Source organism: Cyanobium sp. ULC065 (genome assembly GCF_977927515.1).
The window spans coordinates 664,150-678,268 of sequence record NZ_OZ376393.1 but is presented as its reverse complement, the minus strand read 5'-3'; the positions used below and the strand labels follow the sequence as shown (position 1 = coordinate 678,268).

The window sequence follows — 14,119 nt, the reverse complement described above, 5'->3', positions numbered from 1 at the left end:
TAATCTGATAGGTGGAACTGCTGGTGACGGTCCAGTCTGTGTCGCCGCAACGGGTCGTCCAGCATGTCAGCAAGGTCCTGCTCGGCAAAGACCAGCAGATCCGCTTGGCCGTGGCCTGCCTGCTGGCACGCGGCCACCTGCTGATCGAAGATCTGCCCGGCATGGGCAAAACCACCCTCGCCGAAGCTCTTGCCCGTTGTCTTGGGCTGGAATTCAAGCGGGTGCACTTCACCAGCGATCTGCTCCCTGCCGATCTCACCGGCATCGGTGTGCTCGATACGGCCAGTGGCAACTTCAGCTTCCAGCCTGGCCCCCTGTTCAGCCAGGTGCTTCTGGCCGATGAGATCAATCGGGCCAGCCCACGCACTCAGAGTGCGCTGTTGGAGGCGATGGCCAGTGGCCGGGTCAGCGTTGATGGCACCAGCCATGAGCTGCCCTCGCCCTTCTTCGTGATCGCCACCCAGAACGGCCTCGATCAAACCGGCACCGCCCCGCTGCCGGAGTCCCAGCTGGATCGTTTCCTGATGCGGCTCACCCTTGGATTCCCCGAGCGGGAAGCGGAGTTGGCCCTGCTCAGCGGCCAGGCGATGCGGCCCGACCAGCTGCCGGCCCTGCTGACAGCCGCCGATCTGCTCGCCCTGCAACAGCAGGCGGCGGCCCAGCATGCCGAGCCTTCTCTGCTCGCTTATGTGCTCGATCTGGTGCAGCTCAGCCGCCAGGACAGCTTCGGTGCTTCGCCGCTCTCTCCGCGCGCCGCCCAGTCGCTGTTGGCGGCAGCCCGGGCGTGGTCGTTGCTGGAGGGGCGCGATTTCGTGATTCCCGCCGATGTGCAGGCCGTACTTCCCAGCGTCTGCGAACACCGCATGGACAACGGCGAGCCGATCGCCACCAACGGTGTCGGTGCCTGTGCCTCCGGCAGTTGGAGCCACCGCTTACTGGCGGGCGTCGATGGTCTCCGCTGACCACCCAGCTGTCCCCAAGGCGAAGCGCAATGGCCTGTTCCGGCCTCACGCCGGGCACCAGCTGCGCCTTGGCGCCCGAAGCATCTACATCCTGCCCACTGGATTCGGCGCCCTTTGGTTGATGGCCGTCGTGCTGCTGCAGGTGGTGGGCATCCAGCTGCAAAGCAACGGCACGCTGATGATGTCTTATCTGCTGCTGGGGCTCTTCCTGTTGGCGATGCATCTCACCGCCTTCAATCTGCAAGGCCTCGAACTGAGCTGCAGCGATCCCCCGCCAGGTTTCGCCGATGCCCCACTCAACTACCCGGTGGTCGTGCACAGCCAGTGTCATCGCGATCAGCTGCGCATCGGCTTCATCCTGGGCTCTGCGCTGCTGCAGGACAGCAGCACCCAGAGCCGCGATCAGGAGATCCAGCCGGGCCGGTCCGAGTTGTCAATTCCCTGGCAACCGCAGCAGCGGGGGTTGCAACGGCCCGGCCGACTGCGTATCAGCTCCAGTGCTCCCCTCGGTCTGTTCCGCTGCTGGAGCCTGTGGGAACCGCCCACCGCCCAGCTCGTTTACCCAGCCCGCCGCGAAGGGCCGGTGGCCGAAACCTTTGCTGATGCAGAGGGGAACCGGCTGAACGTGAGCGGCCGCCCCAGCGCCCTGGGCCATGACCACTGGGTCGATCTGCGGCCACACAGGGCCGAGGAAGGGGTCAGCCGGCTGTTCTGGAAATCCATGGCGCGGGGCCGGGGCGCCCACTCCAAGGTGTTCGGCGGCTCCCCGCCGTCGGAGCCCCTCCTTAGCCCCCAACCGGACGTGCCGAAGGAGCAGGCGCTCGAACACCTCAGTGCCCGCATCTGGGCGCTCAGTGCTGCCGGTGACAGCTACGGCCTGATCCTGGGCGGCACCACGATCGCTCCGGGCAGCGGCAGCCGCCATCGCGACCAGTGCCTGGCGGCCCTGGCCCTGCTTCCGTGAGCGGGCACCGGCGGCTGCAATGGGTGGCGCTCGGCCTACTGGCCGCCTTGCTGCCAGCGATCGACACCGGCATGCCGCTGAGCTGGGGGGCGATCTGCCTGATCACGCTGACCGCCCTCAAGCTGCGCGAGGCGCACTCCCGCAGCGAGTTGCGACGCGCCTCGCTGCTGATTCTGGTGATCACCGGCGTGATGGCGGCCCTGCTGCCCGGTCTGGGGCCCAGCCTGATCCAGCTGCTCACCACGCTGCTGGCGCTCAGCAGCCTGCTGTCGCTGGAACTCGGCAGTGCTGTGCAGCTGCGGACCCTGCTGGCCCGCAGCCTGCGCCTGCTCGGCGCCGCCCTGCCCCTGGTGCTGGTGCTGTTTCTGCTGGTGCCGCGGGTCGGTCCGCTCTGGACGGTGCCCATGGGACAGACTGCCCGTACCGGCCTCTCTGATCAGCTCGACACCGGCAGCATCGCCGATCTGGTGGCGGTGGACACGCCAGCGGCCCGGATCAGCTTCACGAACGAAGAACCGCCACCGCCGGAGTCCCGGTACTGGCGGGTGCTCACGCTGCACAGCTTCGATGGCCAGCGCTGGGAACGGCTGCCCGACGAAGACAACCTCAATGCCTTACTCCCACAGACTGCCGGCGCGCCACCCACCGGCAGCCGCGAACAGTTCTGGCTGGCCGAGCCCATGCTGCTGCCGGTGCTCCCCTGGAGCGGCCAAGGCCAACCGCTGGATCCGGAGCTGCGCATCAGCCCCGATGGCGTGCTGCTCAACAACCGGCCACCGATCGAACGGCGCGCCTATGGCTTCACCAACCTGAGCGCGCCCGCAGCCTGGAAGCTTCAGCCGCCCAGGGAAGCCGCCCTGGAGCTGCCGGTCGGCATCAACCCCCGCCTACAGGCCCTCGGCCGTGAGTGGAAGGACACCCTTCCGCCTGCTGATCGGGTCGCTGTAGCCCAACGCTGGTTCCGCTCACAGCCGTTTCGCTACACCACCCAGCCAGGCTTGCTGCCGGGCCCTGATCCGGTGGACGCCTTCCTCTTCGACACCCGGACGGGCTTCTGTGAGCACTTCGCTTCCGGCTTCACGGCCCTGATGCGTGCCGCCGGCGTGCCTGCCCGCATCGTGCTCGGCTACCAGGGGGGAGATTGGGTGCCCCAGGTGGGCGGCGGCGGTTACCTGGATGTGCGTCAGAGCGATGCCCATGCCTGGAGCGAAGTCTGGCTGGCAGACCAGGGCTGGGTCCTGGTGGATCCCACCGCCTGGGTTTCGCCGCTCCGAATCACCGCCGGCCAGCCGATCTCTGCCGGGCAAACCCCCCGCCAGTTCAGCCCACTGGGCTGGGCCCTGCTCCAGTGGCGCGGCATCGATCTGCGCTGGACCGGGTGGGTGATGAGCTTCAACCGCCAGGACCAGATGGCGCTGATTGAGCGGCTGTTGGGCAAGCGGCATGAATGGCTGGGCGCCTTGCTGGTGGCAGCACTGGCCCTCTGCCTCGGCCTCGTGCTGCCCTTGATGCACTGGAGCCAGCGGCGGCGCGACACCGATAGCCTGCGACGCGAGCTCGATCACTGTCTCCAGCGCCTGCGGCTGCTGGGGTTCGAACCACGCCCCGGCGAAGACCTCGGCAGCTTCTGCCGCCGAGCCGGACAGCAGCGCCCTGATCTCGCTTCCGCACTGGATGAACTGGCCTGCACCTACCTGCGGCAGCGGTTCGGGCCAGCGCTGCCGCAGGACCAGCGCCAGGCCTCCAGAAAGCGCCTGCGCCAGCTGCGGCAACAGCTCGGAGCCTTGCCCGCCGCCTCGAGCTCACAGGCATGAGCATCCGGGACAGGATCCGGCCCCGTTCCAGTCCAGTAAGCCGTGCTGCTCGATAGAACACATGGATCCATGCGAGCAGCGGATGATGGGCGGTCTCCAGCCAAGGCTGGCTGTGCTGCTGCTGGGTTCACTGACGGCCTTCGGGCTGATGCCCCCAGCCGGCGCCTCCTCATTTGATGCCGTCGTGCGTCTGCTGGACACGCGTTCCTGCAAGCGCTGCGAGCTGCAGGACGCCGATCTGGTGCGGGCAGACCTGCGCGACGCGGATCTGCGCAACGCCCAGCTGCAGCGCGCCAACCTGAGTGGCGCCCGTCTGGATGGCGCCAAGTTCGGCGGGGCGAATCTCAGCTTCACCAGCCTCCAGGGGGCCTCGCTCAGGGGAGCCGATCTGAGGGGGGCCACGCTGGAAGGCACCGACCTGCGGGAGGCCGACCTCAGTGGCGCCCAGGTCGACACGGGCAGCCTGGCCACGACCCACTGGCAGGGGGCCCGGGGCATCGATCCCGCCCTTCAGGGACACGCCGAGCTGCACAATGCCGGCGTCGCAGCGGCCAAAGCAGGGCGCCTGCCGGAGGCAGAACGCTTCTTCGACGCGGCCATTCAGCGCGACCAGGAGGCGGCGATCAGCTGGGTGGCACGCGGAATCGTGCGCGGAGAGCAAGCCAAGACCGAGCAGGCCGCCGCCGATTTCAGCTATGCGGCTCAGCTCTACGCCACCAGCGGGGATCTGGCCACGTCCGAGCAGTTGCTGGAGGCCTCCGCCAAGCTGAAAAAAGATCCCCGGCAAGGAAAAGACGGAGGCAATGCCTTCGGCAGCCAGGTTGTGGGCGGGGCAATGGGTGTGGTTCAGTTCCTGTTGCCGTTGGCCGCCAAGGCGTTCATCCCCCTGGCGTTCTGAGCTCTCACCGCTGCGATTTCACTGCGGGTTGCTCATGAATTGGCGGGATTCCGGCGTAGAGGGCTGGAAGCCATAGCCGAAGGTGGCGCCGTCATTGTCGGAGATGATTCGCGGCGTCACCATGATCACCAACTCACGCTTTTCACGTCGGTTGGAGGAGCCGCGGAAGAACTGGCCGACCAAGGGAAGATCACCAAGAATGGGCCATTTTGTTACCTCGGCGATATCCACATCGGAAATCACACCGGTGAGGATCAGGGTCTGGCCGTCGCGAACCCGCAGAGCGCCGGTGTCCAGCCGCCGCACGCTGAGAATGCTCACCTGGCTGGTGCAGGAGGGTGGGCCCGGCACCGAGTCGGTGACGGCGGAAATGCTGGGGGAAAGCGAGAAGGTCACGAAGCCGTTGTCATCGATTTTCTCGACGCGGGCGCCCAGCACCAGACCGGCTGTCGAGAGTTCCAACGTGCATTGGGTACCACCATTTTCCTGCTGCTCCACCTCAACATTGGTGATCACATTGGTGCCCACCCGCACGACCGATTCGTTGGCACGGCTGCGGGCAATGGGCGAATCAATCGTGTAGGAATCAAGGCCCTGGTTGGAGTTGCCGCTTTCTCCCGCGCCTGCGCCGCCATCGCGCAGGCGGGAGGGATTTTCTTGCAGGATCAACGTGGGACTTGCGATCAGCTTGGTGTTGCGCGAAACGATCTGGGCCTGAACAAAGTCGAAGAAACTGTCTTGCGGGAAGTTCTGGCCGGGATTCCGGCGGAAGCCATCGGTGAGGGAAGCGCCGACCGACCGACCGCCATTCAATGCTGCCGCACCGGTGGCCACCAGCCCTGGCAGATTGGTGCCGCCGGTCGTAACGGTTCCCGGTGTTGTGCCTTGGGCAGGCGTGAGTTCAACTGTCAGATCGTTGGGAACACCACGCCGGAAATCACCAGCCGTGGGCGGGAGCCGCGACCCGAAGGCACCCAGAAGCTGGCCATTGTCATTGACGATGAAATTATTGCCCCAGCGGAACGCAAAGCTGTTGGCGATATCCTGGGAGTTCTCCAGGTTGATATCAAGGATGCGCACAGCAAGGGCCACCTGCCGCTGGCGCAGATCCAGCTGCTTGAGATAGGCCTCAGCGATCGCCACCAGAGAGCTTTCCCCCACCAGGGTGATGGTGCCGAGCCTGGTGTCGGTGGTGCCGATCAGCCCCACCAGCGGCCCCTGGCTGGCGCCGAAGGAGTTGATCTGCGTGGTGGTGGCAGTCGTGGCGGTGGAAGCGGCCGTGTTGTTCGCTGGTGTGCCTGTGGAAGCCACCTCGCTGGAGGTGGATGTGGTGGTGAACGTCTTGTTGATCGTGGCCCCGAGGCTCGCCAGGTAGTCAGCAGCAGAGTTGGCTGACGCCTGATTGAGCCGGTAGACCTTGGAGAGCTGAGATCCGAAGGTTTTGCTCAGCGCGCTGGGGCCAGCAACGATCAGATTGCCTTCCAACTTTCCCTGCAGGCCAGAGGCCAACAGGATCGCGTTCACGGCTCTGGAATAGGGCTCATTACGGAAGGCGATCGACACGCGCCTGGTGTTGATGGCCGTGTCAGGTGGAGCGGGGGTCGCGCCAGGGGCAGGCGAGTCGTCAACGTAGACGAAGCCATAACCACCCATTTGGGCCACGGCCATCAGCGCGTCCTTCGCCGGGGCATTGCGGAGGGTCATGGTCACACTCGGACCCCGCAGATTCACGAAGCTGCGGTTGCGCAGGAGCATGCTGCCAACGGCCATGTCGCCCACCGGCGGTGCCACCGCCCTGGGTTGCAGCGGTGGCGCAAAGCGCGGCTGATCCACCCGGCCCGGTGTATTGAGGTCAAGCCGGCCGGTCTGGGTGGAACTCTGGCGGGGAGCGGGGAAGGTGAGGATCAGGTTGCGGCCGTCTGCGCTCACCACCGGGCGGGGCATGGATCCCCCACGACTTGGAGACACCTGCAGGAAGTAGCGGGTGCCTTCGCCTTCAAGGCTCACCGACTCGAAGCCCAGATCCGGCAGGCTCACCCTCTGGGGGCCGCGCCGCAGGCTGTTTGGCCCGGTGAGGAGGATTTGCCCCTCCCAGCCCCGGTTGTTGGTGAACTGCTGCAGCTGCGGAGCTGCACCGGTGCCTTCGATCACAAACTCCACCGAATCGGGCAGGCGGCGGATCTTCAGCTCCACTGAGCCGGACTGGCTGGCGGGAGGGTTCGTTCCGGCGGCAGGAGTCCCTGGCTGAAATGGACCCACCTGGCCGGGCGCTGCCATGGCTTCGGCAACCGGCAAAAGGGTCAGCACTGGAAAGGCTGCCGAAAGAGCCAGACTTCCAACTCGTCGCACTGACCGGTTCTCCGCAAATTTCATCGTTGGGGGATCTTATGTGTAGAAGTGAACGTGTGCGACGCGATGGGCATGAATGGGGAAATCAGGGCGTCGTGGGCTGAGCGGGCTCGGGCGGCTTAGGCGGCTTGGGCGCTGGATCTCCCTCTCGATAGAGAGAGAGATTGAGCTTGAGATCAGCAAGTGGAGGAGAATCAGCAGCAGCAGGGGCACTTGCCTCTCGAAGCGCCACGTTCAGATCGCTCTGCACAACCAGCAGCCCCAGACGCTCCAACCGGCGCAGGAAATCAAGCAGGTTGGGATAACGCCCGCGGGCACTGAGCAAGGTCGTCGCTTTCACCAGGCCACTGGCTTCCAATGGGTCCTGGGGCGGGGGCGGCGGAGCCTTGGGGTCGGCGGCCGCCTTTCCTTGGGCCGGTTGGCCCGGTGCGGGAGGGGCGCCCTCGGCAGCCGCCGGTGCGGCAGGCGGGGCAACGGGTTCAAACACATCCAGCTGGATACCGGAAGCACTCGCTTCCCGGTTGAGCTGCGCCATGAAGGTATCGAAATCGCCGCTGCCGGCGATGAGCTGCAACAGGTTGCTCTGCTGCTTGCGGATTTTTTCGGTGTCCTCGATCTGGCGCAGCCGCTGAACGCGCAGCAAGGGAAGACGGCGCTCCATCTCGCGCAATTCATCAAGCTGGACCTGGTTTTGGCGCAGGCTGCTCCAGGGCTGCCAGACCCCGCCGAAGAACACCAGTCCTGAGAGCAGGGCACCGGCGGCGATCGGGAGACCCGCCAGCAGTCCGATCCGCAAGGCAGGGGATGGCGGTTTGATGCCTTCCTGGAGGTTCGTCATGGCAGCACTCCCTCACGGCGGAGCTTCTGCAGCCGCAAGGCGAGGCCTTCAGCGCCGAGGCTCTGCAGCAGGGCCAGGCGCTGGTTGAGTGATTCGGCCGTAGCGCGGAAGCCCGCAGAAATTTCGAAGGCCACCAGATTGGCCTCTGGGCTCGACCCTGACCCACCAGCTGAGGGCCGGCTTGCTCTGGCCAGGGTGATCTGGCTCGGATCCAGCAGGGGTGAGCCCTGGAGTTGGAGCACCAGAGCATTGATGCGCTCAAAGGCACCCGGATCAGCGCTGCGGCCTTTGATCAAGAGGGCCTGCTTCTCCACCGTGAGTTGGGTCAGCTGCAGGCCGCGAGGGGTGCGCTGGCTCACATCCGTCATCAGCGCTGAACCGGAGCGCAGTGTGACCAGTCCGCCGGCCAGGGACGCGTTGCTGGCGCGGGTTTTGTCATTGGCGGCCTTCTCGGCGGCCAGTTCCTGCTCCAGCTGGGCCACCTGCCCCCGCACCGGTGCCAGACGCTCCAATTCCTGAGAGATCATCTGCTGCTGAATCCGCAGCAGCAGCGAAACGGCCAGCATCGCCACCACAAGGCCACCACCGACGGCGGCGCCGATCAGCAGTAGCCGCCGAGCGTCAAGAGGTGGCGGCCCATCCGCTGGCAGGCCCAGTTCAACCCGGCGTTCGCGCAGCAGGTCAACGGGGGGTAAGGAGGCGCTCATCGGGACAGGTCTCCGGCAGCCAGGCCGCACATCCGCACCAGGGACGCTCCACCGACCGCGTCGGCAGCGGAAGGATCAGGATCGCTCTCGGTGCCGACAATGCTCAGCCACCGTTGCTGCAGGGGGTCGACGATTTCCACGCTCCACGACGGCGTCGGCGAGAGCGTATCGGAAACCTTCGCGCAGTCTTGAGCGGGGCCGTAAACCAGCACCCGCACGGACGTCATGCTCGGATCCCGGCGCTGCCAGAACGCCAGACAGGTACGCACCTCCCTTTCGATCGACATGGCGCCTGCCGTGACCCGCCGGCTGAATTCGGGGATGCCATCACGAACCAGCAACAGATCGGCACTGTCCCCACGGAGCTCGAGCAACACCATCAGTTCGCCGGCAGGAGCCGCAGCAATCAGAGGATCCAACGCCCGCAGCGTCACAACCTGGGCGGGCTCAAGGCAGACAAGATCCAAGGCGGCGATGGAGAACACCTCCACCCAGGCCTGGATCATGGCGCGCTGGCCGATGGCCACCAGCGAGGTGGGGGGGCGGGATGGATCCCGCGAGGGGAGAGGCCCAAGAGTGATGTAGGTCTGGGTCATTGGGAATGGGAGCCCCAGATCCGGGTTCAACTCCCGCAGCGCCAGGTCGGGCTGCTCAGGCCAGTCGTCATAGGGCCACTCCACCACCCGGAGCGTGCAGGCAGCGGCGGGCAAGGCCGCCACCACCTCCGCCCCCATCAAGTTGAGCTCCACCACCAGATCACCGATCAGGTCCCCAAGGGCCGCTTTCTGCTGAGGTTGGCCACCGCTGCAGGTGCCGCGTGGCAACGGCACAGTGCGCAGCAAAGTGCCTGTGGGCGGGTAGGTGGCTCCCTTCAAATGCATCAAGGTGACTTGCTCGTCTTCCAGCACAAGCAGGAGGCGGGGAGGGAACAGACGGGCCGTCAAAGGCCGCAGCCGTTCTTGCAAGCCAGCGAGAACCAAGATCGGCGACGAAAAGATTCGCGAATCGTATCGGCAGACTTCCGCCGATGCACCGAATCGCTCGCTAGGCGCTCAGGTAAGGCAAACCGCTGCCCACCGCTTCGCCGATATGGCGGCAGCCGTGGCGGTCGAGTTGCTGCTGGAGGCCTTCAAGGATGGTTGGCACAAGTGCAGGCCCGGCGTAGATCCAACCGGTGTACAGCTGAATCAACGACGCCCCCGCCGTGATGCGCTCCCAGGCGGATTCAGGCGAGTCGATGCCACCCACCCCCACCAGTGGCAAGGCTGGTCCAGCCGTGGCCCGCAGCCGGCGCAGCACCTCCAGCGCACGGCCACGCAGGGGGGCGCCACTCAGGCCACCGGCCTCCTCCTCCAGGGTGCGTCCGGTCTGCGCGAGGCGGCGCTTCTCCAGGCCCAGACGGTTCAAGCTGGTGTTCACGGCGATCACGCCAGCCAGCCCCTCCTGATAAGCCAACCGCGCGATCGTGTCGATGGCGTCGTCTTCCAGATCAGGAGCGATCTTCACCAGCAGGGGCGGGCAACCTGGCAGACGGCGCAACCGCTCCACCAGCCGTCGCAGCTGGGTGGCGTCCTGCAGGTCCCGCAGCCCCGGGGTGTTGGGAGAGCTCACGTTGATCACCGCGTAATCGGCCAGCGGGGCCAGCAGCTCCAGCGTGGAGGCGTAGTCGTCGGGGGCGCGCTCGAGCGAGGTGATCCTGGATTTGCCCAGGTTGAGGCCAAGCACGGCCGGACGTTGCCCGGCCGGCGGCAGGTGCTGCTCTTCCAGGGTGCGTTTGGCGGCCACAGCGCCGTTGTTGTTGAAACCCATCCGGTTGAGGGCGGCCCGCTCCTGCGAGAGGCGGAACAGCCGGGGCCGCGGATTGCCGGGCTGGCCGTGCCAGGTGATCGTGCCGAGCTCGGCGAAACCGAAGCCGAACAGGTGCCAGATGCCAGCCGCCACCGCGTTCTTGTCAAAGCCGGCCGCCAGGCCCAGCGGATTGGCGAAGCGGCAACCGAACAGGGTCTGCTCGAGGCGCAGATCCGGCCGCTGCAATTCCGCCCCCAGGCCCGCCAGGCTGCCCGACACCAGTGGCCAGTGCCGGCGCCGGGAGGCCAGCCCCAAGGCGGTGAGAGTGAGCTGGGTGAGCTGTTCGGCGTCGGCCCCGTCATCGCGGGCGAGCAACGGACCGACCCAGCGCCGGTAGAGCGCTTCGGTGCTGGACAGGGGCGGGGCCGATGCCATGGGGGGTTCCATCAACGACGCTCCAGGCGCCAGCGACATTGGTCGAGCGAGCGGACGTGCCAATCGCGCCAGACCCAGTCGCCGGGACGCTCGGCCAAACGGGCGAGGGGAAGATCCACCAGCTGGGCCAGCTCGGCTGCCGAGAGGGTAAACCCGCCGTCCGCCAACCGGTCCGCCAGTTCCAGGCGGCTGAGCAAGGCGGTCAGTGCCGGTGGCGCAGGGTCGTCAGCAGGGGTGCCGGCAGCAAGGGGGTCGCCGGCCGCGGGTGCAGAGGCCGCCGGTGGAGGAACAGAAGCGACAAGAGGAGCGGCGCCTGCGGCAGCGCGCCCGGCCAGAGCAGGTCTGCCGCCTCGGGAAAAGGCCACGGCGATCACGTCGCAGCGGTCGTTGTCGGGGTCGCCGCTGTGGCCGCGCACGTGCACGAGCGGCACATCCGGCAGCCGGGCCCGATCCAGCGCTTCCCAGAGGTCTTTGTTGAGCACCGGGCTGCCCGAGGCGGTGCGCCAACCCTTGCGCTTCCAGCCGGCCATCCAGCGCTGCAGGCCATCGATGAGGTAGCGGCTGTCGGTGCGCAGGCGCAGATCCGGGTGGCGTGGCAGCTCGCGCAGGCGCTCCAGCACCGCCAGGGCCGCCGTCAATTCCATGCGGTTGTTCGTGGTGGCCGGATCCGCGCCACCCAGTTCGATCATGCTGCCGTCTTCGAAACGCAGCAGTGCGCCCCAGCCCCCTGGGCCCGGGTTGCCACTGCAGGCCCCATCACAGGCCGCTGCCACCACCCGCACCGGCTCAGCACCCACTGGGCGTCAGGCGAAAAGTTCGGTAAACATTGGATCCCCCTCTGGCCAGGACGCACACGATCATGAAGCGAACTTACCTGGCCCTGGCGGGGCTCGGTCTGGCGATGGCCGCCGCCCCTGCCGTGAACAGTTCCGTGGCCCTGGCCCAGGGCGTGTTCAACAGCGTGCCTGTGGATGCCTCCCGCTTTGCGGTGCTGGCCAAGCCGGTGGGCTCGGCCGACTGGTCGCTGCTGGTGCTCGAGCAACTGGCACCACGGCCGCTGTGCTGGGAACAGCGGCCGGATGGCCTGGTGGATCCCTCCCTCAACCGCTTCGATTTCACCGGCATCTGCAGCCGTTATCTCGACAGCAACGGCTACTCGCTGCGGGTCGCCGACCAGGATCTGGCCAGCCGCTACCGCCTGCGGCTGCGGCAGGTGGGCCAGGAGCTTCAGCTGCAGGCGATGAGCCCCACGGAAACCACCACCCTGGTCGTGGGGCGCGGCACCGTGCCGCTGCGCGATCGGGACGCCTTTGTGGCAATCACCCTGGAGCCCGACTGGCAGCTCAACCGCCGCGCCTTCGGCAACCAGACCCTCAGCCACGTGTATTTCGCCAACGGCACGCCGCTGGAGGACCTGCTGGCACGGGCCGCTCAGGCAAGGGGCTCGCTCGTGGCCGGCCGCCAACGCCCACTGCTGGGCCGCAGGGACGACAGCAGGCCCTCCTACGAAGAAACCGAGGGACCGATCGCCCTGCAGGTGGTGCCGTTCGAGGAGTGAACACCGAGGGGATGGGGGCGGCCACGAAAGGAGCAGCAACAGCCGTGGTGACAGTTGAACCAGCGACCCATTCCCCCACTCCCCCCTTTTCAGCAGCGTTAATGTTCGGGGGTGTGAGGGGTGAGGGACGACCTTCAAGGGTCGAAACAAGGACAGACTCCCTGAAACGTCCCACCTCTAAAGCCCTGCCCTCGGCGGGGCTTTTTTTTGTCTTGACGGTTCCGCGGCGGCTGGGGAGGCCAAGCTGCTTCAGGACGGCAGGCCAAGCAAGCCGCTCCAGCCGAGGGGGCCAGCAGATCACGCCCACAAAAAAGCCAGCCTCGGGGGCTGGCTTCAAGATGAAATGGGTAAGAAGACGGAACCCGGGAGGGAGCCCGAAGGCCAGCCGAGCCGTTGAGGCCGATCGGGCCAGGGAGAAAAGGCCGGAAGCAAGCGGGGTGGGGCAGCCGAACGGCCACCCCCGGAGATCACTTGACGGTGACCTTGCCGCCCACTTCTTCGATGGCCTTCTTGATGGCTTCGGCTTCGTCTTTGGAGACGCCTTCCTTGATGGCCTTGGGAGCCGCTTCGACGAGAGCCTTGGCTTCGCCGAGGCCGAGGCCCGTGACTTCACGGACGGCCTTGAGCACCTTGATCTTGGAAGCAGCGTCGAAGCCGTCGAGCACGGCATCGAATTCGGTTTGCTCTTCGACGGCCTCAGCGGCAGCGGCAGGAGCCGCCATCATCACGGCGCCGGCGGAAGCGGCGGCGGACACGCCGAAGGCTTCTTCGATCTGCTTGACGAGCTCGGAAGCTTCCAGCAGGGAGAGGGTTTTGAGCGACTCGAGGATGGAGTCAGTGGTGGCGGACATGGTTGAGATTCAGCAACAGATCGGGTGAATGGGGAGCGACGACTCCAGGAATCGCCGCAGTCGGCGGTCAGCCTTCGCCGGAATCGGCGTGCTGCTTGAGCGCTCGGGCAAGACCGGACGGAACTTCGTTGATGCCCACAGCCAGCTTGGTGGCCACGGCGTTGATCGCACCTGCGATCTGCGCCAGCAGCACCTCCTTGGAGGGCAGCTCACCGATGGCCTTGACGTCGTTCTGGGACAGGAGCTTGCCTTCGAAAAGGCCTCCTTTCACTTCCGACTTCTTCGTGTCCTTCTGGAAGGACTGAACGGCCTTGACGGCAGTGCCGACGTCGCCCTTGATCAGGACGAACGCGTTGGTGCCGGTGAGCAGGGAATCAAGTTCCGACCAGGCACTGTTTCCATCGATCGCTCGGCGCATCAAGGTGTTTTTGGTCACCTTGCAGATGCCGTTGCTGGCCCGCAGGCGGGTGCGCAGGTCGGACATCTCCTTGATCGACAGGCCCTTGAAATCAAGGACCAGTGCCATTTCCGATGCACCGAGGAGCCCTTTGAGCTCTTCGACGATCTGTTGCTTGCTCTCCAGTTTGCGGCCCATAGGAGTGGAACGAATCGGTGGGAACAAGCCGGGCCCGCGGCCCCTGAAGCCCCTCACTCGAAGTGCCGCTCCTTGAAGGTGGCGGCCCGCAAAGGCCAGCACCGCTGGGGCGTTTGGAGTGACGGACCCGCTCCCGTTTCAAACGGGGGCGCGACGAGGCCGCCTGACGATTCGCACCACCGGGAACCGGAGTGCCAAACCTTCCGCGAGCACCTCGGCAGGACTTATGAACAAACGGACTCCCGGAAGGTTTCCGGGAAGCTCGATCGCTCACCTGCTGTCTTGGGTTGGGCGCGTGCCCTCTGGACAAGCCAGTTGATCACCTTACACCGGCGACCTGCCCGCTTCCGGGCCCTCGGC

At 66.3% G+C, this 14,119-nt stretch carries 13 protein-coding genes; 5 read left to right on the top strand and 8 right to left on the bottom strand.

Going from position 1 to position 14,119, the window contains the following annotated elements:
• Positions 1-23: 23 nt before the first annotated feature.
• The 4 genes from ACXMDP_RS03130 (at position 24) to ACXMDP_RS03115 (ending at position 4,638) form a co-directional block, all read left to right on the top strand.
• Positions 24-962: an AAA family ATPase gene (locus ACXMDP_RS03130; RefSeq protein ID WP_259729880.1), complete on the top strand. Its 939-nt coding sequence runs from the start codon at positions 24-26 to the stop codon at positions 960-962.
• Complete coding sequence (locus ACXMDP_RS03125) at positions 949-1,926, top strand: DUF58 domain-containing protein (protein ID WP_259729881.1); 978 nt, start codon at positions 949-951, stop codon at positions 1,924-1,926. The genes ACXMDP_RS03130 and ACXMDP_RS03125 overlap by 14 nt, the downstream gene beginning before the upstream one ends.
• Entirely contained in the window at positions 1,923-3,740 is a 1,818-nt protein-coding gene (locus ACXMDP_RS03120; protein WP_259729882.1) for a transglutaminase TgpA family protein, read from the top strand. Before ACXMDP_RS03125 ends, ACXMDP_RS03120 begins: the two co-directional genes overlap by 4 nt.
• A 61-nt stretch (positions 3,741-3,801) precedes the next feature.
• The gene (locus ACXMDP_RS03115; RefSeq protein WP_259729883.1) at positions 3,802-4,638 is read left to right on the top strand and encodes a pentapeptide repeat-containing protein; all 837 of its coding nucleotides are present in this window, start codon (positions 3,802-3,804) and stop codon (positions 4,636-4,638) included.
• Between the two features lie 18 nt (positions 4,639-4,656).
• On the opposite strand, the gene ACXMDP_RS03110 is transcribed toward ACXMDP_RS03115, so the two are convergent.
• From ACXMDP_RS03110 to ACXMDP_RS03085, 6 genes are all read right to left on the bottom strand, one after another.
• Positions 4,657-6,915 carry a type II secretion system protein GspD gene (locus tag ACXMDP_RS03110; protein WP_259729884.1) on the bottom strand — a complete coding sequence of 753 codons (2,259 nt, stop codon included), beginning with the start codon at positions 6,913-6,915 and terminating at the stop codon, positions 4,657-4,659.
• 157 nt (positions 6,916-7,072) lie between these two features.
• Positions 7,073-7,825, bottom strand: coding sequence for a hypothetical protein (locus ACXMDP_RS03105; RefSeq protein WP_259729885.1), 753 nt, complete (start codon positions 7,823-7,825; stop codon positions 7,073-7,075).
• Positions 7,822-8,532, bottom strand: coding sequence for a PilN domain-containing protein (locus tag ACXMDP_RS03100; RefSeq protein WP_259729886.1), 711 nt, complete (start codon positions 8,530-8,532; stop codon positions 7,822-7,824). The genes ACXMDP_RS03105 and ACXMDP_RS03100 overlap by 4 nt, the downstream gene beginning before the upstream one ends.
• Positions 8,529-9,476, bottom strand: a complete 948-nt coding sequence (locus ACXMDP_RS03095; protein WP_259729887.1) for a type IV pilus biogenesis protein PilM — start codon at positions 9,474-9,476, stop codon at positions 8,529-8,531. Before ACXMDP_RS03095 ends, ACXMDP_RS03100 begins: the two co-directional genes overlap by 4 nt.
• 100 nt (positions 9,477-9,576) lie before the next feature.
• Positions 9,577-10,755, bottom strand: coding sequence for a quinone-dependent dihydroorotate dehydrogenase (locus ACXMDP_RS03090; protein ID WP_233132907.1), 1,179 nt, complete (start codon positions 10,753-10,755; stop codon positions 9,577-9,579).
• An 11-nt stretch (positions 10,756-10,766) separates the two neighbouring features.
• Positions 10,767-11,552, bottom strand: coding sequence for a ribonuclease H family protein (locus ACXMDP_RS03085; RefSeq protein ID WP_259729888.1), 786 nt, complete (start codon positions 11,550-11,552; stop codon positions 10,767-10,769).
• Positions 11,553-11,614: 62 nt separating this feature from the next.
• Here ACXMDP_RS03085 and ACXMDP_RS03080 point away from each other — a divergent pair, with 62 nt between their 5' ends.
• A complete protein-coding gene (locus tag ACXMDP_RS03080; protein ID WP_094512039.1) occupies positions 11,615-12,313 on the top strand; it encodes a DUF3747 domain-containing protein in 699 nt (232 codons plus the stop codon).
• A gap of 467 nt (positions 12,314-12,780) precedes the next feature.
• Here the strand turns inward: ACXMDP_RS03080 and rplL are convergent, their stop codons facing one another.
• Both rplL and rplJ read right to left on the bottom strand, forming a co-directional pair.
• The gene (gene rplL / locus ACXMDP_RS03075) at positions 12,781-13,164 is read right to left on the bottom strand and encodes a 50S ribosomal protein L7/L12 (protein WP_094512042.1); all 384 of its coding nucleotides are present in this window, start codon (positions 13,162-13,164) and stop codon (positions 12,781-12,783) included.
• Between the two features lie 67 nt (positions 13,165-13,231).
• Positions 13,232-13,759, bottom strand: a complete 528-nt coding sequence (gene rplJ, locus ACXMDP_RS03070; RefSeq protein ID WP_094512046.1) for a 50S ribosomal protein L10 — start codon at positions 13,757-13,759, stop codon at positions 13,232-13,234.
• Between the last annotated feature and the right edge of the window lie 360 nt (positions 13,760-14,119).